The sequence below is a fragment of the Streptomyces sp. NPDC058653 genome (assembly GCF_042716895.1).
Taxonomy (GTDB): Bacteria; Actinomycetota; Actinomycetes; order Streptomycetales; family Streptomycetaceae; genus Streptomyces.
In genome coordinates this window covers 357,524-382,392 of sequence record NZ_JBHXRM010000001.1, presented here as the reverse complement: position 1 = coordinate 382,392, position 24,869 = coordinate 357,524, and the positions used below count along the sequence as shown (strand labels likewise).

Genomic DNA, 24,869 nt, shown 5'->3' with positions numbered 1-24,869 from the left:
CAGTGCGTCAATCGTACCTTCTGGCCATTCAGCACAAAGGAAGCCCCAGGTATGCAGCTGACAAAAAAACTTGCCGCTTCGCTGTTCGCGCCGATACCTGTCACCAGGGATCGCGCGATAGGAATCTCCGAACGTCTTGCGGCCCTTTCCAGTCTGTCTTCCTCTCTGGAATACCTCAGTCAGCGCCGGAATTTTGAGCCCGGCGGCCTCAACGACTGGGAGATAATGAAGAAGACGCCGGAAAGCAGGGTCCCGGCGATACAGAAAATGACCAACGCCGTGAGCGGCAGGAAGACCACCCTTGCCATTCACGCCTCGCGAGTCGCGTGCAGCATCGGGATGCTGTTACCCGGCAACGGCAAGTGGCGAGCTGCGGGCAATCTCTACCTGGGAGTCACGACGACGGTGCTGCAGGCCAGGCACCGTTACGGAACGGACGGCGCGGATCAGGTCGCCACCCAGGTCCAGGCGGTCACCGGCCTGGCCAGGCTGCCGGTCAGCCCGCAGGTCAAGGACGCCCTGATGTGGTATCTCGCCATCCAGGCCAACATGTCCTACGCGGCATCGGGCTGGGCGAAGATGGCCGGGACCATGTGGCGCGACGGCTCGGCGCTGCCGGGGGTGATGCGTACCCGCACCTACGGCTGGGAGCGCGCGTACCGTCTGACGAAGCGCTATCCCCGGGCCAGCAAGATCACACAGCACGGCGTGCTGGCGATGGAGTGCCTCTTCCCGGTGGTCTATCTGGCGGGCGGGCGGCTCACGCGCCCGATGCTGGGAGCCGCGGGCAGTTTCCATGTCGCCAACGCCTTCGTCATGGGTCTGGGCAGGTTCATGACCGCCTTCCCCGCGATGCATCCCATGGTGGCCTACACGACCGCGCCGAAGTCGTTCCCCGCGGTCGCCGACCGGGACGACAGGATGGTCAAGACCGCGCTGGTGCTGCTGGCCGGCGGGGTCACCGCCGCGGGGGTCATGGCGACCCAGCGGCGCGCCCGCGCCGTCGCCGGATGGCCGACGTCCCGCACCGTCACCACGCGGAACGGCAACGTGCTGACGTACGACACCGGCGGCCAGGACCACCCCGACCGTCCGGTCCTCGTCTTCAACCACGGTCTCGCCTCGACCACCGAGCACTTCGCCTGGATGGTCGAGCGCCTGGCCTTCGACCTGGGCTACGCCTCGGTGACGTACTCCCGCGCGGGCTACGGCCCGAGCAAGCGGCTCAGGGACACCCCCTACACCGTGCAGGAGTCCGTCAACGATCTGGAGGACCTGATCCGCGGGGCGCTCCCGGAGGACCGCAAGGTGGTGCTCGTCGGGCACTCCCTGGGCGCGGAGATGAACCGCCGGGCCGTCCGGCAGCTCGGTGACCGGGTGGCGGGCGTCGTCTATCTCGACCCCACGCACCCCGCGCAGCTCGTACGGTCGTCCAAGCAGCGCAAGGGCAGCGAGATCTTCACCGAGTCCCTGTCGCTGATGAGCCTCTGGACGAAGCTGGGCTTCGGCGCGCTGCTCGGGCGCCCCGACTGGGTGAACGACCTGCCCGCCGCCTACCGCAAGAAGGTCTTCGCCCACTACGCCGACTCACGGCTGTGGGAGGCCGCCGCCCAGGAGTGGGAGGTCGTACGCGAGGAGCTGGAGAACTACACCGGAACCCTGGAGCCGCTGCCGGTCCCGGGTCTGGTCGTGGCCGCGCAGCTGACGGTGGACACCGATCCCGAGCAGTTGCTGATGTACCACGACATCGCCCGCTCCCACGAGGCCGGCGGTCGGCACGGCGAGGTCGTCGTGATCGAGCGCGGCGGGCACGACACGATTCTCACCGACCCGCGCCACACCCGGACCGCGACGGAACTCCTCGTCGATTTCGTACGGCAGCACTGCACGCCCGGTACCGCGCCGGCCGTGGAGAAATCCGGCAGGACCTCCTCCGGGAAGGCGGGCGACACCGAATGAACGCCACCTCACTCCTCAAGGACGCGTTCACCGGGCCGGGCTCGATGACACGTATCGCCGGCGCGACCCTGCTGGTGACGACCCTGGCCGCCCAGCATCCGCACCCGGCCTTCGAACTCGCCCGGCAGAAGGACGTGTTCTCGCTCGTCCCGAACTGGAAGTTCTTCGCGCCCAACCCCGCGACGCACGACTTCCACTATCTCTACCGCACTCTGGACGAGAGCCGGCAGACGTCCGCCTGGGTCGAGCTGGACCTCATCACGGAACGCAAGATGATCCAGGCGTTCTGGTTCTCCTCCCGGCGCCGGGAGAAGGCCGTGTTCGACATCTGCACGGCCATCCTGAAGAGCATCCAGAAGGGCGAGGACCCGACGAACTCGCCGCCCTTCCGGGTGCTGACCGAATTCATCAGGAAGCAGATCAGGGACGCGTCCGACGCGTCCGACGTCCGCGGATTCCAGTTCTCGGTGGTGCGGGCCCCGGGACACGACGACAGCGAGGACCCCGAAGTCCTGTACGTGTCGACCTATCTGCCGATGAGACAGGCCGGGGCGACATTCCTCGGTGCCGTCTGACGCCGGGCCCCCGCCGAAGAGTTCACCGAACAGGATTGGAGCGCCCATGACCATCGCGGACATAGGCTACGGCAAACAGTTCGAAAACTGGTACGACCGTATTTTCCCGAGCGATGCCGCGACACAGACCACCGTCGAGGCACTCGCGGGACATCACCCGGACCCGGCACGAGGCACCCTGGAACTCGGCGTCGGCACGGGTCGGATCGCTTTGCCGCTGTCGCGCCGCGTCGGCCCGGTCACCGGCGTCGATTCCTCACCGGAAATGCTCGCGGCGCTGGAGAAGAAAGCCGAGGAAGGCGACGACGTCACCGCGGAACTGGGTGACATCCGGACCTACAGCGGGGGCCGTCAGTACGGTCTGGTCTACTGCGTCTGCTCCACGCTGGCGCTCGTCCTGGACCCCGCCGAACAGCGGGCGACCCTCACCCGGGCCGCCGAACACCTGGCGCCGGGCGGCCGGTTGCTCGTCGAGACGCACAACCGGCCGGGCATCGTCGCCCAGCACGAGGGCCGGTCGCGCACGACGATCTTCGCGCCCTACCCGGAACCGAACACGGGTCTCCAGATGCACGGCACGCTCTTCATGGAGGACACCATCTGGCAGGTGTCCACCGTGTGGTTCGAGTCGGACGGCACCCACCGCATCGGCACCGAGGTCGCGCGTCTGCTCGTCCCCGACGAGGTGGACGCGTACGCGCGGGAGGCCGGTCTGGTGCCCGAGGGCCACCACAGCGACTGGCACGGGACCGAGTACCTCCCCGAGGCCGGCCTGTTCGTGGCGTCGTACACCAAGCCGGCATGAACCTCCGGGAGATAGTCCGCGGCCACCAGGCCCTGCTGATCCTCGGCATCGGCATGGGTCTGGTCGGTGCGGCGGCCACGCTGGCGCAACCCTGGATGCTGGGGCAGCTGATCGAGGCGGTCTCGCTGGACAAGTCGGTGGTCTGGCCGATCACCTTCATCGCCCTGTTCTTCATCACGGACGCGGCGATGAGCGCGGGACACACCTATGTGATCGGCCGGGCCGGGGAGAGCATCGTCTTCGACGCCCGCCGGATTCTCGGCGGCAGACTGCTGCGGAGCCAGATACCGCACTTCTCGCGCCTCGAACACGGTGATGTCTTCTCGCGCACCGTCTCCGACACCTCCATCGCCTGCCTCGTCATCGCGCAGGCGCTGGCGCAGATGGTCACGTCCGTGTTCATGCTGGTCGGCGGCATCGTTCTGATGGCCATGCTCGACTGGCGGCTGCTGCTGGCCACGATCGGCTGCCTCGGTCTCGCCAGCACCGTCGCCCTGCTGCTGGCCCGCCAGGTGCGTGTGGCGGCCCTGAAGAACCGGGAGAACGTCGGCGCGTTCGGGTCGGGGCTCCAGAGGGTCCTGGGCGCGCTCACCACCGTGAAGGCCTCACGCGCCGAGGAGCGGGAGACCGAGGAGCTGGCGCGCCTGGCGGAGAAGGCCAGGCGCAGCGGTATCCGGGTCACCGGGTTCAGCGCCCTGCTCACCCCGACGATGAACGTCGGCACGCAGTTGTCGCTGGCGGTCGTCATCTCCTGGGGCATGGCGCGGGTCGCGACCGGTGCCATGCCGCCGGCCGATCTGACCTCGTTCGTCATGTATCTGTTCTATCTGGTGTCGCCGCTGGTGATGCTCTTCATGGCCATCGGTCAGACCCAGCAGGGGCGCGCGGCGATCCAGCGCGTGCTGGAACTGGGCGCCATCGCCCAGGAGGAGGACGAGGACGAACACGACGGAATCCCCGCGGTGCGGAAGGCCGAGGAGCCTGCCGTGGCGTCGGCGTCCGCCGTCCGGTTCGAGAACGTCAGCTTCGCCTACCAGGCGGATGTGCCGGTGCTCAGGGAGGTCTCGTTCTCCCTGCCGCGCAAGGGACTTACTGCTATCGTCGGTGCTTCCGGTGCCGGCAAGACGACGACGTTCCAACTGATCGAGAGGTTCCTTTCTCCTGACAGCGGAAGGATCCGGATCGCGGGCCGTGACATCGCCGGTCTCCGTCTGGAGGAGTTGCGGTCGCAGGTCGGCTACGTCGAGCAGGACGCCCCGATGATGCGGGGCACGATCCGCGAGAACCTCACGTACGCCAATCCGTCGGCCGACGCCGAGGAGATCGCCCGCGCGCTGCGGCTCGCCAGCCTGGACGGCTTCGTCGGCGACTTGCCGGGGGGCCTCGACACGGATCTCGGCGAGCGGGGTGCCGGACTGTCCGGCGGGCAGCGCCAACGGCTGGCTATCGCGCGGACGTTGTTGCAGCGGCCGGACGTGATCCTGCTGGACGAGGTCACCGCCCATCTGGACAGCGACACCGAGGCAGCGCTCCGTGACGCGATGCTCGAAGCCGCCGGGGAGTGCGCCGTGCTCGCCATCGCGCACCGGCTGTCCACCATCGTGCGGGCGGACCGCATCATCGTGATGGAGGAGGGCCGCGTACGCGCGACCGGCACCCATCGGGAGCTCATCGAGTCCGACGAGGTGTACCGACGGCTCGCGCACCAGCAGTTCGGCGCCGAGGACGCCCTCATATGACGGGCGTCGACGTGGTCGTGGTCGGCAGCGGCCCGAACGGGCTCGCCGCTGCCGTCACCCTGGCGCGCGCCGGGCTGAGCGTGCACGTCCACGAGCAGGCCGCCACCGTCGGTGGCGGCCTGCGCGGTGAGGCGCTGTTCGACTCCGACGTCTGGCACGACATCTGCGCGGCGGTCCATCCGATGGCCGCCGCCTCGTCCTTCTTCCGGGAGTTCGACCTCGCGGCCCGGGGCGTCGAACTGCTCCAGCCGCCCATCGCCTACGCGCATCCGCTGGACGGCGGTGAGGCCGCCTTCGCCTACCGCGACCTCGCGCGGACGGCCGAACGCCTCGGTCCGGACGGGGAGAGCTGGCGCCGTCTGATGGAACCGCTCGTCGCGCGCTCGTCGGCCGTCACCGATCTCCTCCTGTCGGGCCAGCGGTCGCTGCCGCGCGACGTGGTCGCCCCGCTCAGGCTCGGCACACGCGTGCTCGGGCAGCTTCTGCGGACCAACGGCCTGCGTACGGAGGCGGGTCGGGCCCTGATCACCGGCGTGGCGGCGCACGGCGTCGGCCGGTTGCCGAGCCTGCCCACCGCCGCCGTCGCGATGCTGCTCGGGCATCTGGCGCACGCGACCGGCTGGCCGCTGCCCCGGGGCGGAAGCCGCCGTATCGCGGACGTCATGGCCGAGGATCTCCGGGCGCACGGCGGGGTGCTCCACACCGGCCACCGGATCACCGACCTCGCCGAGGTCGACGCCCGTGTGATCATGCTGGACACCACGCCGCACGGCCTGCTCACGCTGGCCGGTGAGCGGTTACCCGCGCGCTACCGCCGCGCCATGAGCCGCTTCCGGTACGGTCCCGGCGCCGCCAAGGCGGACTTCCTGGTCGAGGGACCGATCCCCTGGGCCAACCCCGAGATGGGGCTCGCCGGCACCGTACATCTGGGCGGGACCCGTGCGGAGACGATCGCCACGGAGAACGCGGCCGTACGCGGCGAGGGGAGCGAGGAACCCTTCGTGCTGCTGGTCGACCCGGCCGTGACCGACCCCGGCCGGGCATCGGGGGAGCGCCGTCCCGTGTGGGCCTACGCCCATGTGCCGAACGGCGACACCAGGGACCCGGTGCCGCTGATCACCCGGCGGGTCGAACGGTACGCACCCGGCTTCGCCGACACCGTCCTCGCCTCGCGCGGGGTGGCGGCGGCCGACTACGAGTCGTACAACCCGAACTACCCCGGTGGCGACATCGGCGCGGGGGCCCTCACCCTCCGGCAGTCCCTGCTGCGGCCGAAGCCCGCGTGGAACCCCTACCGCACCCCGCTGCCCGGGGTGTACCTCTGCTCCGCCTCCACACCCCCCGGACCCAGCGTGCACGGCATGTGCGGCCATCTCGCCGCACTCGCCGCGCTCCGGCGCGAGTTCGGTATCACCGCGGTTCCTCGTCTGGGGCCCCACGGCGGAGTCAGGGCCGCCGAGAAGATCAGGAGAGAAACATGAGCACTGGCCATCCCCCCACCGCCGCCGAGGACTTCGCCGGCTATCTGCGCGCGTACCACGCCGACGCTTTCGACGGGACCGACCCGTACGAGGACGTCTGGACGCGCTACCACCTGCCCGACGGCGAGCACCGGGTCAACGGACGGCTGCTGGACGAGAAGAGGATCCTGGGCGGCATCCGCTCCAGGCGGTCCCTGGGCGCGCCGTACGAGCTGTACATCCACGAGGTGATCGTGGACGGGCGCGGCGCCGCCGCCCGGTACACGATCGGCACCCCCATGCTGTGGAAGGTGCAGAGCGCCACCCATGTGACGCTCTTCGCCGAACTGGCGGAGGACGGCCGGGTGGCGAGCACCACCGGCTTCTCCTCCAGCCGGCCCGGCTGGTCCGGGCCCGGTGACGAGGACCCGTTCGACGCCGGGGCCCGCCCCGCCCCGGGGCTCACCCCCGCGGCCCCGCCCGAGGCCGGTGCCGAGCCCACACCCGCCCAGGACCCCGCCCACTATCTGCGGGCCTACTACACGGCGGGCTACGACGTGGGCGTGCCGGTGGCCGAGGCCCACGACCGCTTCCACACCCCGGACGCGCAGCACCACGTCGGGGGCAGGCTCATGCAACGGTCCGCCGTCCTCAAGGCACTTGAGGAAGGGCGGAAGCACGGGCACAGCTATCCGGTGGAGGTGCACCGGACGCTGCGCGAGGGCAACCGCTTCGCCGCCCGGTACACCACGAGCCGGGACGGGAAGCCGGCGAAGCGCCAGGACATCCTCAGCTTCGGGGAGTTCGCCGACGACGGGCGCGTCAAGCAGGTCCGTTTCGTACTCGACCCGGGCTACGGCACCGCGTAACGGGTACGGCGGCCCGCCGAGGCCGCGACGAAGGGGGAGTCCGTGGCGCCGGCACACCGGCGCCACGACTCCCCCTTCTCAGTCGGCCGGGCCCTCGGTCGCCGCGATGAGGCTCTTGGGACGCAGGTCGGTCCAGGTGGCCTCGATGTGAGCGAGGCAGGCGGCGCGGCTGTCGGGGCCGAAGGTGGTGTTCCAGCCGTCCGGGACGTCGGCGAAGCGCGGCCAGAGGGAGTGCTGGCCCTCGTCGTTGACGAGCACCAGAAAGATCCCACTCTCGTCGTCGAACGGGTTGGTCATGGTGTGTCCTCTCGGTCTCGGTCCAGTTGGCGGTCTCGGTCCAGGTCCAGGTCACGGTCGTCGGTGTCGGACTCGCCGGGGATCTCGGTGCGGAGGAGGTCTGCCACCGGCTGCCCCGGCCGTGCGGCGATCGCGTCCAGGAGACGCGTCAGCTCATGGAGAAGGCCGGGGGCCGTTCCGGGAGCCAGCGCGCCTGGGCGGTGGTCGAGGCGCAGTTGCAGGGTCTCCTCGGCGGCGAACGCCACCAGCGTCAGCGGGTAGTGGGTGGCGTCGCGGCCCTCCACGCCGCCCACCCGAAGCCCCGACACCGGCCGCGCGAGGGCGACCCGGTCCAGCGGATAGTTCTCGACCACCACATGCGTGTCGAACAACTCCCGTCGCCCCAGGGCGCGTTGGATCTCGCTCAGCCCGATGTGATGGTGCGGCAGGAGCTCTGTCTGCTCGTCCCGCAGACGGCGCAGGGTCTCGCCCACCGTCTCCGTACGGTCGAGGGCCAGCCGCACCGGGACGGTGTTGATGAACAGGCCGATCATCGACTCCATGCCGGGCAGCTCGGGCTGGCGGCCCGCGACGGTCGTACCGAACACCACGTCCCCGGTGCCGACGCGCCGGGCGAGCAGCATGCCCCAGGCCAGCTGGACCACGGTGTTGAGGGTGATGCCCTCACTTCCCAGGCCGCGCAGGGCCTTGGTCGTGGTGTCGGTCAGTGCCGCCCCGAGCGTGGTCGCGGGCTCGGCGTTCCCGGGGACGGGCCGTGTCAGCCGCGGGGCCTCACCCAGGCCGGCGAGGGCGGTCCGCCACGCCTCGCGCGCGGCGGCCCTGTCACGGGTCGCCAGCAGGGCCAGATGGTCCCGGTAGGGAGTGACGGGGTCGAGCGCGTCGGGGTCGCCCCCGTGGGCGTAGAGGTCGAGCAGTTCCGCCACGAGCACGGGCAGCGACCAGCCGTCGATGATCAGATGGTGGTTGGTCAGGACGAGCCGGTGCTCGTCGGGGCCCTGGCGGACGAGGGTGAAGCGGATCAGCGGTGGGCGGTCGACGTCGAAGCGGCGGGTCAGATCGGCGCGGGCCAGCCGCTCGAAGACCCGGTCGCGGCGCCTCTCCGCGATGCCCGTGAGGTCGATCTCCCGCCATCCTGGGGCGGGCGAGCCGGGAATGACCTGGACCGGGTGGCGCAGGCCCTGGTGGACGAAGGCGGCGCCCAGATTGGGGTGCCGTGTCAGCAGGGCCGTCGCCGCGGTACGCAGGGTGGCCGGATCCAGGTCGCCGTGCAGCCGGACCGCGCACTGCGCCTGGTAGACGTCCGGGGTGCTCGGCTCGTACAGGGCGTGGAAGAGGAGTCCCTCCTGGAGCGGGGTCAGCGGGAGCACGTCCGCCAGCTTCGGGTACGAGCGCTCCAGCCGGTCGATCTCCGGCTGGTCGACCCGGACGAGTGGCAGGTCCGAGGGGCTTCGGCCGCCGCTGCCACGGGTTCTCGTATGCAGGACGAGGGAGTCGAGGGCGGCGAACCACAGCTCGGTGAGCGTCCGGACCTCGGCCTCGGTGAGGTGACCGTCCGTCCAGGTCAGCGAGGCGGTGAGCCGGGGCCCGTCGGCCCCGTCGATCGTCAGCGCGTTGATGTCCAGGAGATGCCCGCCCAGCCGGCCGGCTCCGTCCGGCTGGGGGCGCGGGGTGGCCTGTTCCTCGGCGACGCCCCAGTCGGCAACGTGCGTGGTGGCGAGTCGGCCCAGATAGTTGAACCCCAGCTGGGGAGAGGCCCCGGAGGCGAGTTCACGCCGGGCGAGGGGGTCGAGCCGGCGCAGGACCCCGTATCCGACGCCTCGGTCCGGGACGGCCCGCAGGCTCTCCTTGGTCCGCTTGAGGGCGCGGCCGAGGGCGGGCCCGGCGCTCCAGACGTCGGTCCAGGAGCAGTCGGTACGCGGCAGCCTGACCGGGTGGAGAGCCGTCAGCCATCCCACGGTCCTGGACAGATCGGTCCCGGGCAGGTCGGGACGGCCGTGAGACTCCAGGTCCACCAGCAGCCCGTCCGGCCCGGGCACCCGGCCCCGGCGACGGCACCACTCCTCGACCGCGAGCGTCAGTCCGGTGAGCAGTACGGGCTCCACACCGCAGTGGAAGGCCGCGCCGACCTCGGTGAGCAGGGGCAGGGTCCGGCCGGGCGGCAGGGTGACGGCCAACTCGCGGGGCGGGCCGTCTTCTTCGGACGGCGGCGGGTCCGCGAGCGGCGGGTCCGGGGCTCCCACCATCCGTGTCCACAAGGGGAGTTCGGCGCGCCGGGCCCCGTTCGCGCCCTGCTCCGCGAGGAGGCGCGCCCAGGCGGGGAACTGCACCGGCGGGAGGCCTGGTTCGGGTGGCTCCCCCGCGGCGAGGGCGCGGTCCGTCGCGGCCAGTTCGGGCAGCAGGACGCGCCAGGAGACGCCGTCGACGGCCAGATGGTGGATGACGAGCAGCAGCCGGCCGCTCCGGTCGGGGCCCCGGTCGAGGAACTCGGCCGCAACCAGCCGTCCGGCGGCGGGATCGAGACGGCCGCGCGCCTCGGCCAGGGAGTCCCCGAGCAGCTCGGGCAGCGGGCCGTCGGCGCCGGTGACGGCGACCCGGCGCACCTGGTCGGCCACGCCGGACTGTCCGGCCGGCGCCACGTCGAGCCGCCACGCGTCCCCGCTCGTGGAGAGGCGCATACGCAGTGCGGCGTGCCGGTCGACGAGAGTGCGCAGGAGGGTGGTGAGCCGGTCCGTGGACAGCCCGGCCGGGGTACGGATCACCATGTGCTGGCTGAACGCCCGGATGTCTCCGGCCTGTTCACGCCACCAGTGGACGATGGGGGTGAGCGGCACCGGTCCCTCGCCGTCCTCCGGGTCGGCGGTGGCGGGGCGCGCCGCGGATTCCGCCGCCTCGACGCGGGCGGCGAGGCCGGCGACGGTGGGCGCGCGGAAGACGTCGTTCACGGTGATCTTCAGGCCGGCCTCGTAGGCGCGGCTGACGAGTTGGATGGCGACGATGCTGTCTCCGCCCGAGTCGAAGAAGCCGTCGTGGAGGCCGATCGCCGGGTTCCTGAGCAACTGGGCGAAGAGGGCGCGCAGTACGCGTTCCCGTTCGCCGCGGGGGTGCCTCGTGTCGGCGCCGGACCGCGCTCCGGGGGGCGACGGAGCGGGCGCGTCGGTCCCCAGGTCGGGCTCGGGCAGGGCGGCACGGTCCAGCTTGCCGTTGCGGGTGAGCGGCATCGTGTCGAGTACCGCCCAGGCCGCGGGCAGCATGTAGTCGGGGAGTGTCCCGGCCAGATGGCCCCGGAGCGTCTCCGGCTCGGCCGTCGCCCCCTCGGCGGGCACCACATAGGCGGCCAGGTGCTTCCCGCCCGGCCCGCCCTCGCGGATGACGACGACTGCCTGCGCCACGCTGTCGTGCGCGACGAGCGCCGCCGTGATCTCGTCGGTCTCGATGCGGAATCCCCGCAGTTTGACCTGCCCGTCGGCCCGTCCGCCGAAGGTGAGGGTGCCGTCCGGCAGCCAGCGCGCCAGGTCGCCGGTGCGGTACATGCGTGCGCCGGGCGGGCCGAAGGGGTCGGCGACGAAGCGCTCCGCCGTCGCCGCGGGCCGGCCGAGATAGCCCCGGGCGACACCGGCGCCGGCGAGATACAGCTCCCCCGTCACTCCGGCGGGGACGGGCTGCAACCCGGCGTCCAGCACATAGCTGCGGCCGCCGTCGAGCGGGCGGCCGATCGGGATGCCCCGCCGGCCGCCGGTGTCGGCCAGGTCGGCGGCGGTGACCTGGTGCCAGGTGGCGCAGGTCGTCATCTCGGCGGGGCCGTAGCCGTTGACGATGCCGGTGTCCGGGCAGTGGCGCCGTACCGCACGGACGGCGCGGGCCGAGACGACGTCGCCGCCGGTCCACACCACGTCCAGGGTGCCGAGACAGGCCGGGTCCTCCTCCGCGACCAGGTGGAAGAGCCCGGCGGTCAGCCAGAGGCTGGTGGGACGGGTCTCGGTGATCAGCCGCCGCAGGGTCAGCAGGTCCAGGTCGCCCGGCGGGGCGATGACGGTCTCGCCGCCGCGGAGCAGGGGCACCCACAGTTCCATCGTGGAGGCGTCGAAGGAGTGCGGCGAGTGCATGATCATGCGCCGGGCGGTGGTGGGTTCGTAGCAGGCGTCGGCGGCGAGGTCGAGGATGCCCTCGTGGGTGATGGCGACGCCCTTGGGCGCTCCGGTGGAGCCGGAGGTGAAGATGACGCAGGCCAGCCGGCGCGGATCGGTGGGCGCTCCGGGCGGCGCGGCGCCGGGTGGGGGTGGCGCGGCCAGGGCGTCGGCGGCGTCGAGGACCACGGGCGCGCCCTGGGGCCGCTCCCCGGGCGGTAGTTCGGGACCGACGACGAGCACGGCCGCCCCGGCCTCGGCGATGACACGCGTCTGCCGAGCCCGGGGCGCCCGGCTGTCGAGCGGTACGTAGACGCCGCCGCTCTTGAGGACGGCGAGCGCGGTGACGGCGTACAGGACGCCCCGTTCCATGAGGACGGCCACGCGGGTCTCCGGGCCCACGCCCGCGGCGGTGAGATGGCCGGCCAACCGGTCCGAACGGGCGTGCAGTTCCGCGTACGTGACCTTCTCGGTGTCCGAGCTAAGGGCCACGGCGTCCGGCGCGCGGCAGGTGTGTTCGGCGATCCGCTCGGGGATACCCCGGGCGGGCCCGACGGCCGGGCAGGGCCTGGCCGGTGTCGCGCCCCACCGGCGCAGCACCTCGTGGCGTTCGGCCGGGGCGAGCAGGTCGGCCCGGCCGACGCGGGTGTCCGGGTCGCCGGCCATTTGCGTGAGCAGCCGGACCAGGCGTTCGCCGATCGCACGGGCCGTGCCCGGGGTGAACAGGCCGGTGCGGTATTCGAGTACGCCCTCCAGCCCCTGGCCCGCGCCCCGTGCGTCGCGGTGCTCGTACAGGCTGAAGGCGAGGTCGCACTTGGCGGTGCCGGTGGTGACCGTGGTGACCTCGGCGCGCAGACCGGGCAGGTGGAGCCGTTCCGGGAGTGGCGGTGTCACCACCAGCATCACCTGGAAGAGGGGCGGACCGGTCTCGGGGCGGGGCGGGGCCAGCGCCTCCACGACCTGCTCGAACGGTACGTCCTGGTGGGCGAGGGCGGCGAGGTCGCCCTCGCGGACGCGGCCGAGCAGATCCCGGAAGGTGGGGTCCCCCGAGGTGTCGGTGCGCAGGACGAGCGTGTTGACGAAGAAGCCGACGAGCGCGTCGAGACGGGGGTCGGGCCGGTCGGCGACAGCGGTGGCCACCGGGATGTCGGTCCCGCCGCCGAGGCGGGTGAGGAGGACGGCGAGCGCGGTGTGCACGACCATGAACATGCTCGCGCGTTCGGCGGTGGCGAGCCGGGCGAGGCGCCGGTGCGTCTCGGCGGGGACGTGGAAGGCGACGGTGGCTCCGTCGTCCGTCGGCGGCGCGGTGTGGTCGGTGGGAAGGGCGATGCGGGACGGAAGGCCGTCCAACGCGCGGGCCCAGTGGGCGAGTCCGCCCTCCCTGTCGGTGGAGGGCTCTCCCCCGGTGCCGGAGTCCTCGTGGCGGGCGAGCGCGAAGTCGGCGTACTGACGTGGCAGCGGTGGCAGCCCGGTGGGCGGGGCCCCGTTCAGTCGCGCCGCGTAGGCGATCTCGAGATCGGCGGCGAAGGGGGCGAGGGACGCGTGGTCGCAGGCGATGTGGTGCAGAAGGAGCAGCAGGGTGTGCGTCTTGCCCGGTTCGGTGGTGAACAGCTCGGCCCTCAGGGGAAGTTCACGGTCGAGCCGGAAGGCGTGCCGGGCGCTCCGCGACAGCAGGGCGGGGAGTTCGTCCGCGGTGGTGGCCGTTTCGACGAGGCGCGGGCGGCCCTCCTCCGGTGGCAGGACGCGCTGGTGCGGCCGGCCGTCCTCCTCCTCGATGACGGTACGCAGGATCTCGTGCCGGTCGGTCACGTCGCCGAGGGCCGCCGCGAGGGCTTCGCGGTCCGGTGAACCGGTCAGCCGCACGGCCAGGGGCACGTTGTAGGTCACGTCCGCCCCGGTGTGGCGGTGCAGGAACCACAGACGGCGTTGCCCGTGGGACAGCGGGATGCGGTCGGGGCGGCCGGGCGGTGTCTCCGCCGCCGTGCGGGCAGGGGCGCACCGGGCCACGTGCGCGGCCAGGGCGGAGACCGTGGGGTGGTCGAAGATGTCGCGGACGTCGAGGTCGGCGTGGTGGGCGGCGCGGATACGGGCGGCGAGCCGGGTGGCGCGCAGGCTGTCGCCGCCGAGGTCGAAGAAGTCGCCGTCGGCGCGGACCCGGGCGGCTCCGAGGAGTTCGGAGAAGAGGCCGGCCACGTCCTCTTCGAGCGGCGTGGCGAACGCCGGGGTGCCCTGGTCGTCGGCCCCGGCCTCGCCGGGAGCGGGTTCACCGTCCGCGGGCAGCGCGGTGCGGTCGAGTTTGCCGTTGGGGGTCGTCGGCAGGGCGCCGACGAGCGTCACACGGGAGGGCACGAGATGGGCGGGCAGTCGCGTGCGCAGTTCGCGGCGCAACCGGTCCGTGAAGTCCCCTCCAGGGTTGGGGTGTTGGGCGACGACATAGCCGGTCAGGCGTGGCTCCCCGTCGGCGGCGGGGAGCGCGGTGACGGCCGCGGCGGCCACCCCGTCCAGGGCCAGGAGCGCCGCCTCGATCTCGGCGGGCTCGACGCGGTAGCCGCGGATCTTGAGCTGGTCGTCCGCCCGGCCCAGGTACTCCAGGGTGCCGTCCGTCGTCCACCGGACCAGATCGCCGGACCGGTAGAGGCGGGAGCCGGGCGGACCGAAGGGGTCCGCGACGAAGCGCCGAGCGGTCAGCCCCGGCCGTCCGAGGTAACCGTGGGCGAGACCTGGGCCGCCGACGTACAACTCGCCTGTGACACCGGGCGGTACGGGGCGCAGGCTGTCGTCCAGGACATGGAGCCGGGTTCCGGGGATCGCGGTGCCGATCGGGCTCCCGCCCTGTCCGGTGTGGCCGGCGGTCAGGTCGAGACGGGTGGCGTGGACGGTGGTCTCGGTGATTCCGTACATGTTGACGAGCGTGGGAGCGGAGGTGTCCGGCCCATGGCGCCGGTACCAGTCACGCAGTGTTCGCGGCAGCAGCGCGTCGCCGCCGAGGATCACCCAGCGCAGGGCGAGTCCGCGGCCCCGTGCCGGGTCCTCGGCGTCGGCGCGGTCGAGCGCGGCGAAGGCCGACGGGGTCTGGTTCAGTACGGTGACGCGCTCGCGGACGAGGAGGTCGAGGAAGGCTCTGGGCGAGCGGGCCACGTCCTGCGGGACGACGACGAGGCGCCCGCCGTGCGTCAGCGCGCCCCACAACTCCCATACGGAGAAGTCGAAGGCGCAGGAGTGGAAGAGGGTCCATACGTCGCTCGTACCGAAACCGAAGAGGGACGCGGTGTCCGTCAGGAGTGCCACGGGGCCTTCGTGGGGCACGACGACCCCCTTGGGGCGGCCGGTCGAGCCTGAGGTGTGGATGATGTACGCGGGGTGCGCGGGCAGCAGCGGGGCGCCGCGCTCGGCGTCGGTGAGGCGCCTGTCGTCGTCGGTCTCCGCGAGCAGGGCGGTCAGCCGGCCGGGCGTCAGCACATGGACCGGGCGGGTCTCGGCGAGGATCAGCCGGATCCGTGTCGCCGGCCAGTCCGGGTCGACGGGCACGGCGGCGGCGCCCGACTTGGCGACGGCGACGAGCGCGGTCACCAGGTCGGCGGAGCGCGGGAGTTGTACGGCGACGAGCTTTCCCGGTCCGGCCCCGTGCCGGAGCAGGGCCCGGGCGAGACGGTTGGCGCGGGCGTCGAGTTCGCCGTAACGCAGGACGGTGTCGCCGTGCTGGACCGCCGGGGCGTCGGGGAAGCGGGACGCGGCCCGCTCGAAAAGCCGCGGGAGCGTCGTCGGGGCGGGGGCCGGACGGGCGCCCGGTCTCGGTGCGATGCGGCGGCGTTCGGCGGCGGACAGCTGGCCGGGGTCGTGGAGGGTGCCCTCCGGATCGGTGGCGAGCCGGTGCAGCAGCCGGGCGTAGCGGCGGGCCTCGGCCGCCGCCTCGGCGCGGCCGTACCGGCCGGGGTCGGCGTCCACGTCGATCCGCAGGCCGCCGCGCCGGTCGTCCGGGTAGACGGTGACGGACAGGTCCTGGACCGGCCCGATGGCGACGTTGCGCATCGACGCGGGGCGGCCGGCGAAGTCACGGCCGTAACTGAACGGCAGGACGTTCACCGCCAGGCCGTACAGCGAACCGCCCGAACCGGCGAGTCCGAGGTCGCGCAGCTGGTCCTCGTGCCGGTATCGCCCGTGCGGGAGCACGGAGTTCATCTCGTCGGCGACAGCGCGCACCAGATCGCGAGCCGGCCGGCGCGGGTCGACCGGCACGCGGAGCGGCACGATGTTCGACGCGGTTCCGGCGGCGAGCAGGGATGCCGCCCGGTCGCGTCCGGTGACGGGCAGACCCAGCACCACCTCCCCGGTGCCGCCCGCGCCGGCGCGGACATGGGCGAGCAGCGCTCCGGCGGCCGTCGCCAGCACCGGCCACCGCACGTCGAGCAGCCGGGCGGTGGCGCGCAGCGCGTCCAGAGCCGTGTCGGGGAGGCGGGTGCCACCGCGTACCGCCAGCCCGCCGGGCGTGCCGGGGTGAACGACCGGGACCGCCCCGGCCAGCCGGGCCTTCCAGAAATCGCGGTCCGCCGGGGCCTCGGACGAGGCACGGTAGGCGCGTTCGGCGGTGAGGAGCGCCTCCGGCGGATGGGCGCCGGGCTCCGGCCGCTCCCCGCGCTCCAGCGCGGCGTAGATCCTGCCGACGCGGCGCGCCAGCAGTGCGCTGCCGAGTCCGTCGAGCACCAGATGGTGGCAGGCGAGATACCAGTGGAACCGGTCGTCGGCCAGGCGCAGCAGCGCGGTCCGGAACGGCGGTCCTTCGGCGAGGTCGAAGGACCGCGCCACGTCCGTCCGCATCCACGCCATGGCGGCGACGGCGGGTGTCGGTGCGGCGCGCAGGTCGACCCGGGTCACCGTGTACGGGGGCAACGGCCCGTCCCACTGCCGCGGTTCGCCGTCGCCGTCGACCGTGAACCGGGCCCGCAGCGGTGCGGTCTCGGCGACCGCCGCCGCGAAGGCCGCCTCGAACAGGCCCGGGTCCAGCGGTCCCGTGATGTCGATGGTCAGGCCCACGTGGTAGCGCCCCGGGCCCCCGAGCCTGTCGCCCAGCCAGATACCGCGCTGGGCAGAGGTCAGGGGCACCGGACCGGACCGCCCCGGCTGCGTCACCCGGTCACCGCCGGCCCGGTGTGCCGGCCGCGCAGCGCGGGGGCGAGCATCTCGGCGATCTCCGCCAGCGGGCCGGGCCGGCCCATCTCCGCGTGCGGGCACTCCACGGCGCGTACGTCGGGCTTACCGCCGTCGACGTACGGCTCCCACTGGCGCGCGGCGGTGTCGGCGGAGGTTTCGAGGGCCGTGAAGACCAGCAGATCGCCGGTGTAACGGGACGGTGTGTGGTCGTTGGTGAGGACGGCGTTGTTCGTGTAGACGCGGCAGAGCGTCTCGATCATCGGCTCGTCGAACGTCGCGAGCAGGCCCGGGTAGGCGCGGGCGATCTCCAGGAACCGGGGGTAGGTCATCTCCTCCTCCGCCCAGATGGCGGGGTCGTAGCCGAAGAACTGGAGGATGGTCCGCATCACATGGTCCGGCCCGAACCGGACGGCCGCGTCCGCGCCGTCGCCGTTCGCGTCGCCGTTCGTGTCGGCGGTCGTGTCGGCGGTTCCGTCATCGGGGGCGGGGGGCGTCCCGTCGGCGGGCGTCGGGGGTATCGCGTCGAGGACGGCCAGCAGCCCGATCTCCTCGCCCGCCCGCTGGAGTTGCACGGCCATCTCATGGGCGACCATGCCGCCGAACGACCAGCCGAGCAGATGGTACGGACCGGCCGGCTGTACGGTGCGCAGCTGGGCCACGTAGTCCGCCGCCATCTCGGCGACCGATCCCGGCAGTACCTGTGATCCGTCCAGTCCCCGTGCCTGGAGCCCGTACAGCGGCTGGTCGGTGCCGAGCGGACCGGTGAGTCCGGCGTAGGACCAGGCGATACCGGCCGCGGGATGCACACAGAACAGCGGGGGCCGCGTGCCCTCCTCACGCAGCGGCAGGAGCACCCCGGTGCCGCCGCCGAGCGCCGGGGAGCCCGAGGCCGGGGCAGGGGCCGGGATCGGGGCCGGTCGCGGCGCGGCCGGGGCGTCCGCCGCCCCCTCCGCGAGCAGCTGGGCGGAGCGGACGTCGCCCAGGACGCTGTGCGGCGCGTGCGCGCTGCGGGTCAGCAGGGCGACGAAGCGTTCCACCAGGTCGTTCGCGCGGTCCGGGTCGATGAGGTGGGGATGGAACTCGATCTGGAGCGTCAGGACGTCGTCACGGTGGCTGAGGACCACGCCCAGCGGGTAGTGCTGCCGGTCCTCGCCGGAGGCGCGGATGAGTTCCAGGCCCGGCGCCGGGCGGCGCAACGCCTCGCCGTCGAACGGGTAGTTGGCGAAGGACATCATCGTGTCGAACATGTCGCCGCTGTCGGTGATGCGGCGGATGTCGGTGAGGCTGATGTGCTGGTACGGCAGGAGCTTGGCCTGTTCGTTCTGGACCCGTACGAAGAGGGAGCCCAGCGACTCCGCCGGATCGAGCCGCACCCGGGTGGGCACGGTGTTGATGAACAGGCCCACCATCGCCTCCACACCGGGAAGTTCGGCGGGACGGCCGGAGACCACGGAGCCGAACACGACGTCCTGACGACCGGTCTCCTCGGCGAGCAGGATGGCCCAGCAGGTCTGGAGCACGGTCGCGAGCGTCACCCCGTGCCGCCGGGCGGTGCCCACGAGCGCGCCGGTGATGTCCTCGCCGAGCGAGGAGCGCAGATGCTGTGACGGCACCGGCTCGCCGGGCCGCCGGTTCCCGACCTTGGTGGGCGTGAAGCCCTCCAGCGCGGTGCGCCAGGCGGCCTCGGCCGCCTCGCCGTCCACGCGCGAGAGCCAGTTGGCGTACTCACGGAACGGTGTGCCGGTGGGCAGCGCGTGCGAAGTCCCGGTGACCCGCGCCCGGTAGTGGGCGAACAGCTCGCCGATGATGATCGGCAGTGACCAGCCGTCCAGCAGGATGTGGTGCGTGGAGAGCACCAGCCGTCGGCGGTCGCCGCCGAGGCCGATCAGCAGGAGCCGCAGCAGCGGCGGCCTGGCCGGCTCGAACGGCAGGGTCCGCTCCTTCTCCAGCAGGCGTTCGACCTCGCGTTCGCGCTGCTCCTCCGGCAGATGGCCGAGGTCCGTCTCCCGCCAGGGCACGTCCATGCCGGGGCGGAGGATCTGGACGGGGTGCGGAAGACCGGTGTGCACGAAGGCGGCGCCGAGGTTGCGGTGGCGGTCCAGCAGATCGCGGAAGGCTCCGCGCATGGCGGTGGTGTCCAGGCTCCCTTCCAGTTCCAGCCAGAACTGGATGGTGTACAGGGAGTGCGGCACGTCCCCGGAACCGTCGGCGTCGGGATTGTTCATCGAGCCGAGGAGCAGGTGGTAGAGCATGCCCTGCTGGAGGGAGGAGAGCGGCAGTATCTCGTCCAGCCCGGGGTGCTCGCGCTCCAGCCGCTCGATCGCGTGCTGGTCGAGCCGGACCAGCGGGAAGTCGGACGGCGTACGGCCACCGGCGCCCGGCTCGGCCGCGTGGGCGGCCAGCGCGTCCAGCAACGCGAACCAGTGGCCGACGAGTTCGTCGACGCGCTCGTCGTCCACGATCCCGTCCGCCCAGGAGAACGCGATGCGCAGCGCGGTGCCGTCCGCGGTGTCCTCGGTGAGGGCGTTGATGGACAGCGGGTGGTCCAGCGGCATCCCGGCGTCGGCGCCCGCCGTCATCCCTGTCTCGGGGGCGGGTGACCAGTCCTGTTCGCCGCCCTCGGAGGGGAGGAGGAAGCGGCCGAAGTAGTTGAAGCCGATGTGCCGGGGCTCGGCGGCGGCGAGCCTCGCACCGGTCTCCGGGTCGAGGTAGCGGAGCATGCCGAAGCCGATGCCCTTGTCGGGGATCGCGCGGAGCTGTTCCTTCACACTCCGCAGGGCGCGTCCGAGGTCGCCGCCGGAAGGCGGCGTGCCGCCGGAGAGCGCGACTCCGGGGGCGAGGCGCACCGGGTACATGCTGGTGAACCAGCCGACGGTGCGCGACAGGTCCGCACCGGGCACGACCGGTTCGCGGCCATGGCCCTCGACGTCGATCACCACGTCGTCGGTGGAGCCCATGCACCGCTGCACGGCCAGCGCGAGCGCCGTGAGCAGTACGTCGTTGATCTCGCAGTGGAACGTGGCCGGGATGGTGGTGAACAGGTGCCGGGCCCGCTCGGCGCCGTAGACGACCGTGCGGGAACGGGCCGTGCCGGTGGTGTCGCGGGCGGGGTCCAGGGGACGCCGGGCGAAGCGGGGGCCGGGTACGGCCAGCGTCTGCTCCCACAGGGGCAGTTCGGCCCGCCGTTCCTCGGTACGGGCCTGCTCCTGGAGCGCGCGGCTCCAGTGCCGCAGCGATGTCTCGACCGGACGGAGGCCCGGTCCGCGTCCCGCCGCGATCTCCTGGTACGCGCCGACCAGGTCGGGCACCACCACACGCCAGGACACACCGTCGCAGGCCAGGTGGTTGGCCATGAACAGGAGCCGGCCGGGCGTGTCGGGACCCGCGTCGAACCAGACCACCCGCACCATGCGGCCGTCCCGCACGTCGAGTTCGCCCTGTGCCCGCGCGGTCTCGGTGGACAGCAGGCGCAGGAGAGCGTCCCCGGAGAGCGACCCGGCGGGGACGCGGCGCAGACAGTCACCGGCCAGGACGCTCCCGACCGGGCGGACTTCGAGGGACCAGCCGGGCGCCGAGCGGTCGACCCGGAGCCGGAAGGCGTCGTGATGGTCGATCAGCGCCTGGACGGCCGAGGTGAGCGGAGCCTCCCGAAGTCCCCCGGGGACCCGGAGGAGTACGGCCTGGTGGAAGCCGTCGACGGGGCCGCCCTGGTCGCGCAGCCAGTGGACGATCGGGGTGAGGGGGACGTCGCCGACGGCCGCCGTGTCCCCGCCGGAACTCTGCCGGCCGGTCTCGCGTGCGATCCGGGCGAGGGCCTGGACGGTCTTGTACTCGAAGATGTCCTGCGGGATGAGGACGAGGCCGGACTGGCGCAGATGGCTGACCAGTTGGATGGACATGATGCTGTCGCCGCCGAGGTCGAAGAAGCTCTTGTCCCTCGCCACGCTCGCCACGTCGGACTCCCGCAGGACCTCCGCGAAGGCTGCGGCGACCAGATCCTCGCGCGAGACGGGCTCCTCACGCGCGGGCTCGGGCGCGGGGGCGACGGGGGGCGCGACGACGGCCGGCGGCGCGGGGGTGACGGCCGTCGCGGGCGCGACCGGCACGGAGGGTGCGGCCGGTGCGGCCGGTGCCGGTTCCTGTCGGGGCGCCGGCTCGGGAAGCGGCGCGGGGTCGCTCTCGCGGGCGAGCTTGCCGTTGGGGGTACGCGGCAGGGCGGCGGTGAGCCGGAGTTCGGCCGGTACCAGGTGGGCCGGCAGACGCTCCGCGAGCCAGCCGCGCAGTTCCTGCGGCGCGGGCCGCGCGGAGGCGTCGGAGGGGACCACGTACGCGATCAGCCGGGCGTCCCCCGCGTGGTCGGTGCGTACGACGGCCATCGCCTCGGCGGTCCCGGGGTGGCGCGCCAGTGTCGCCTCCACTTCGCCCGGTTCCACCCGGAAGCCGTTGATCTTGACCTGCTCGTCCACGCGTCCGAGGAAGTCGAGCTGCCCGTCGCCACGGCGGCGCACCAGGTCCCCGGTGCGGTACATCCGTGTTCCGGGCGGGCCGAAGGGGTCGGCGGGGAAACGGTCCGCGGTCAGCCCCGGGCGTCCCAGATAGCCACGGGCCAGCCCGTCGCCCGCGAGGTACAACTCCCCCGCCGTACCGTCCCCGACCTGCCGCAGGGCGTCGTCGAGTACATAGGCGCGCACGTGGGCGAGCGGCCGGCCGATGGGCGGCGCCTCTCCGGCAGGCGCGCCGTCGGCCCGCCAGGAGGTGGCGTACACGGTGGCCTCGGTCGGCCCGTAGGCGTTGAACAGCCGGGTGCCGGGCATCGTCCGGGCCACGCGGGCGGCGAGGTCGGCGGGCAGCGCCTCGCCCCCCAGGGCCAGGGCGCGGGCGGACAGGTCGAGGGTGGTGCGCTCCAGCAGCTTGCCGAGCGCCGAGGGGATCGCGCAGACGAGACCGCCGGACCAGCGGGGCGGTTCGTCGTCCAGGAGCGACAGCAGATTCCGTACGACTTCGACCGTGCCGCCGGTGGCCAGGGGCGGGAACACCTCCGCCACGGACACGTCGAAGCTGAAGGAGGTGGCGGCGAGGCTGTGCGCCAGCGCGTCGGCGCCGAGGTCCGCCTCGGCCCAGGCGAGCAGGGGCAGCACGTTCCGGTGGGTGACGACGACGCCCTTGGGGGTGCCGGTGGATCCGGAGGTGTAGATGACGTAGGCCGGGTGACCGGGGGTCAGCGGCGCGGTGCGTTCGCCGTCGGTGATGTCGTGCGAGGCGGCGGACGCCAGCTCCGCCCGTACCGACTCCTCGTCCAGGACGACCAGCGGGCCGGTGGGTGTCCCGAGGTCCCGGCCGGCGTGGACGGTGTCGGTGAGCAGGCACGAAGGCCGGGCGTCGCCGACCACGAAGCGCAGCCGCTCGTCGGGGTAGGCCGGGTCGAGCGGCAGATAGGCGGCGCCGGACTTCAGGACGGCCAGCATCGCGACGAGCATGTCGGTGGTGCGCGGCAGCAGCAGCCCGACCAGCCGCTCCGGGCCCGCGCCACGGCTGATGAGGAGCCTGGCGAGCTTGTTGGCCCGGCTGTGCAGCTGACGGTAGGTCAGCTGTCCGGTGCGGTCGCGTACGGCGACGGCGTCCGGGGTGCTCCGCGCGGCGGCGTCCAGCACCGAGGTGAGCGTCTCGCGCGTCGTCCGCCCGGCGACGGGCGGCTCCGCGACGGCCGTCGGGGCCAGCGCCGCCACCGTGTGGCCCGGCGCGGAGACGGCGGCGGCCAGGAGCGCGCCGAGCCGCCGTGCGTGTGCGTCGGGGGCGGTCTCCGGGTGATGGTCGGCGGGCCCCAGGACGCTCACGCGCAGGTTCCGGCCGTCGGGGTCCTCGGCCAGCAGGAAGCTGAGCGTGGTGGCAGGCCGGCCGCCCAGACGCCGGCCGGCCGCCCGGTGGTCGCCGAAGCGCAGGGCCGGCGGTGCCTCGCGTACGTCCGCGATCGCCTCGTAGAGCGTTTCGCCGGTGCCGGTCGCGTCCAGCGCGCGGCAGACCTCGGCGTGCCGGAGCCTCTGGTGGCGGCGGACCCGCCGCGATTCGCGGGTCACCTGTCGGACAAGGTCGGCGAACGGTGTGTCCGGCCGCACGTCGACGCGGAGCGCGGCAATGTCCTCGGCGGCGCCAGGCACCCGCTGAAGGGCGCGCTCGAAACGGCCGTCGACGGGCAGCCCGAGGACCACGTCAGTGGCCCCGCCGGTCCGGTGCAGATGGGCGGCGACGGCGGCGATCAGGAACGCTCTCGGGTGGGCTCCGCAGTAGCGGGCCGCCGCGCGTACCCGCTCCATGTCCACGGCGGTCTGCGGAAGCGAGACGGACGTCTGGGCGGTGCCGAGTGCCGCCGACGGTCCGGCGGGTGTGAGACCCGCGAGACGTTCCCGCCAGAAGGCGGCGTCGTCCTCGGGCGCCGACGACGCCCGGTAGGCGGCCTCGGCCTCGGTGAGCCGTGCGAGGGGCGGGAGTACGTCCCCGGCGGCCGGCCGGCCGTTCACGAGCGAGGTGTAGATCTCGGCGGCGCGACGGCTGACGAGGGCGCAGCCGTACGTGTCGAGGGCGCGCCGGGGGTGCCGGTGGAACCAGGTGAACCTGTCGTCCGCGAGCCGGATCAGGGCCTGCGCGGACCGTGACGTGCCGAGGCCCGGCGCCGTCTCCTCGCGCAGCCAGGCATCGAGGGCGGCCCCGGGGTCCGGCTCGTCTGCGAGGTCCACCATGGTCAGCGGAACGCTCCCGCCGTCGGTGAACTCCGTGCCGGTGCCGATGCCGGTGCCGGTACCGCTCGCGCGCAGACGTACGGCCTCCGCCTCGCCGGTCACCTGGCGTATCGCGTCCTGGAGAAGGGTCACGTCCACCGGGCCGTGGATGTCCACGGCCTCCGCGACCACGTCGGCGGTCGGTGTCCACGTGCTGCCGTGCTCAGACATGGCTGTCAGCTCCTGCGGGCCCCGGGTGGATGGACTGGTGCGACGACGGATACGGATGGAACCCTCTGCCGGCCTTCCTGCCGACGCTTCCCTCGGCGACCAGCTTCGACAGCAGCGGTGTGGGACCGAACCGGTCGTCACCGGTGAACTCGCGCAGCACGGCCAGCGTGTCGACCACGGTGTCGAGACCGATCAGGTCGGCGGTGCGCAGGGGCCCGGTGGCGTGCCCGAAACAGTCCTTGAAGACCCGGTCCACGGTGTCCGCGTCGGCGGTGCCCGCGTCCACGACGGCGGCGGCCTCGTTGACGGTCAGCATCAGTACGCGGTTGCTGACGAACCCGGGGCCGTCGCCGACCACGATCGCCTTCTTGCCGAGACCGGCGAGGATGTCCAGGGTCCGGCGGACGGTGTACGCGCTCGTGGACGTGGAGGTGGCGACCTCGACGGTGTCCTTCAGCGGCGCCGGGTTCATGAAGTGGGTGCCGATGACCTGTTCGGGACGGCCGGTGAAGGAGCCGAGATGGCCGATGGGGATCGCGGACGTGCACGAGGCGAACACCGCGCGGGCGGGACACAGGCGGTCCAGGGCGCGGAAGATCTCCTCCTTGACCGGGACCCGTTCCGGGGCGCAGTCCACGACGAGGAGGGCGTCGGAGAGGGCGGCCGGCTCCGCCGCCCAGCTCACCCTCTCCTCGACGGGGCCGGGCTCCTGGCGGCGCAGCAGCCGTGCGGCGCGGATTCCGGCGCGCAGCCGCTCCGGCCCGCCGGCACGGGCCGCCGGGTCCGGATCGACGACCACGACGGGGTGTCCGGCCGCCGCGAAGCACTGGGCGACACCGGTGCCCATGGTGCCCGCTCCGACCACCCCCACGGGAATCCTGGCCGTGTTCGGCTCACTGTCCTTGCTGTCGGCCACGCGTGTGGTTCCTTCCCGGTCGGTGGGCGCTCG

The 24,869-nt window shown here is 72.9% G+C and carries 10 protein-coding genes; 6 read left to right on the top strand and 4 right to left on the bottom strand.

Annotated elements, in window-relative coordinates:
* The first annotated feature begins 267 nt into the window (after positions 1–267).
* From ACFWU9_RS01605 to ACFWU9_RS01580, 6 genes are read left to right on the top strand one after another with little or no spacing between them, the layout of a single operon-like run.
* Positions 268–1,959, top strand: coding sequence for an alpha/beta fold hydrolase (locus ACFWU9_RS01605; RefSeq protein WP_384313766.1), 1,692 nt, complete (start codon positions 268–270; stop codon positions 1,957–1,959).
* Positions 1,956–2,534, top strand: coding sequence for a hypothetical protein (locus ACFWU9_RS01600; RefSeq protein ID WP_384313764.1), 579 nt, complete (start codon positions 1,956–1,958; stop codon positions 2,532–2,534). The genes ACFWU9_RS01605 and ACFWU9_RS01600 overlap by 4 nt, the downstream gene beginning before the upstream one ends.
* Positions 2,535–2,580: 46 nt before the next feature.
* A complete protein-coding gene (locus ACFWU9_RS01595) occupies positions 2,581–3,339 on the top strand; it encodes a class I SAM-dependent methyltransferase (protein ID WP_384313762.1) in 759 nt (252 codons plus the stop codon).
* Positions 3,336–5,078 (top strand): ABC transporter ATP-binding protein, encoded by a 1,743-nt coding sequence (locus ACFWU9_RS01590; protein ID WP_384313760.1) that lies wholly within the window; start codon positions 3,336–3,338, stop codon positions 5,076–5,078. The genes ACFWU9_RS01595 and ACFWU9_RS01590 overlap by 4 nt, the downstream gene beginning before the upstream one ends.
* Positions 5,075–6,559: a phytoene desaturase family protein gene (locus ACFWU9_RS01585; RefSeq protein ID WP_384313758.1), complete on the top strand. Its 1,485-nt coding sequence runs from the start codon at positions 5,075–5,077 to the stop codon at positions 6,557–6,559. The genes ACFWU9_RS01590 and ACFWU9_RS01585 overlap by 4 nt, the downstream gene beginning before the upstream one ends.
* Entirely contained in the window at positions 6,556–7,407 is an 852-nt protein-coding gene (locus ACFWU9_RS01580) for a nuclear transport factor 2 family protein (protein WP_384313756.1), read from the top strand. Before ACFWU9_RS01585 ends, ACFWU9_RS01580 begins: the two co-directional genes overlap by 4 nt.
* Positions 7,408–7,485: 78 nt before the next feature.
* On the opposite strand, the gene ACFWU9_RS01575 is transcribed toward ACFWU9_RS01580, so the two are convergent.
* Genes ACFWU9_RS01575 through ACFWU9_RS01560 form a run of 4 tightly spaced genes read right to left on the bottom strand, consistent with a single transcriptional unit; the run spans position 7,486 to position 24,836 of the window.
* Positions 7,486–7,704, bottom strand: a complete 219-nt coding sequence (locus tag ACFWU9_RS01575; RefSeq protein WP_384313754.1) for an MbtH family protein — start codon at positions 7,702–7,704, stop codon at positions 7,486–7,488.
* Positions 7,701–16,928: an amino acid adenylation domain-containing protein gene (locus ACFWU9_RS01570; RefSeq protein WP_384313752.1), complete on the bottom strand. Its 9,228-nt coding sequence runs from the start codon at positions 16,926–16,928 to the stop codon at positions 7,701–7,703. Before ACFWU9_RS01570 ends, ACFWU9_RS01575 begins: the two co-directional genes overlap by 4 nt.
* A gap of 23 nt (positions 16,929–16,951) precedes the next feature.
* Positions 16,952–23,920 (bottom strand): amino acid adenylation domain-containing protein, encoded by a 6,969-nt coding sequence (locus ACFWU9_RS01565; RefSeq protein WP_384313750.1) that lies wholly within the window; start codon positions 23,918–23,920, stop codon positions 16,952–16,954.
* Positions 23,913–24,836 carry a 3-hydroxyacyl-CoA dehydrogenase family protein gene (locus tag ACFWU9_RS01560; RefSeq protein ID WP_384313748.1) on the bottom strand — a complete coding sequence of 308 codons (924 nt, stop codon included), beginning with the start codon at positions 24,834–24,836 and terminating at the stop codon, positions 23,913–23,915. The genes ACFWU9_RS01565 and ACFWU9_RS01560 overlap by 8 nt, the downstream gene beginning before the upstream one ends.
* Positions 24,837–24,869: the final 33 nt, after the last annotated feature.

Excerpts from the sequence above, each read along its gene's own strand:
- ACFWU9_RS01585 (WP_384313758.1), top strand. The coding sequence starts at position 5,075 with ATGACGGGCGTCGACGTGGTCGTGGTCGGCAGCGGCCCGAACGGGCTC.
- ACFWU9_RS01590 (WP_384313760.1), top strand. The coding sequence starts at position 3,336 with ATGAACCTCCGGGAGATAGTCCGCGGCCACCAGGCCCTGCTGATCCTC.
- ACFWU9_RS01575 (WP_384313754.1), bottom strand. The coding sequence starts at position 7,704 with ATGACCAACCCGTTCGACGACGAGAGTGGGATCTTTCTGGTGCTCGTC.
- ACFWU9_RS01580 (WP_384313756.1), top strand. The coding sequence starts at position 6,556 with ATGAGCACTGGCCATCCCCCCACCGCCGCCGAGGACTTCGCCGGCTAT.
- ACFWU9_RS01600 (WP_384313764.1), top strand. The coding sequence starts at position 1,956 with ATGAACGCCACCTCACTCCTCAAGGACGCGTTCACCGGGCCGGGCTCG.
- ACFWU9_RS01595 (WP_384313762.1), top strand. The coding sequence starts at position 2,581 with ATGACCATCGCGGACATAGGCTACGGCAAACAGTTCGAAAACTGGTAC.
- ACFWU9_RS01565 (WP_384313750.1), bottom strand. The coding sequence starts at position 23,920 with ATGTCTGAGCACGGCAGCACGTGGACACCGACCGCCGACGTGGTCGCG.
- ACFWU9_RS01605 (WP_384313766.1), top strand. The coding sequence starts at position 268 with ATGACCAACGCCGTGAGCGGCAGGAAGACCACCCTTGCCATTCACGCC.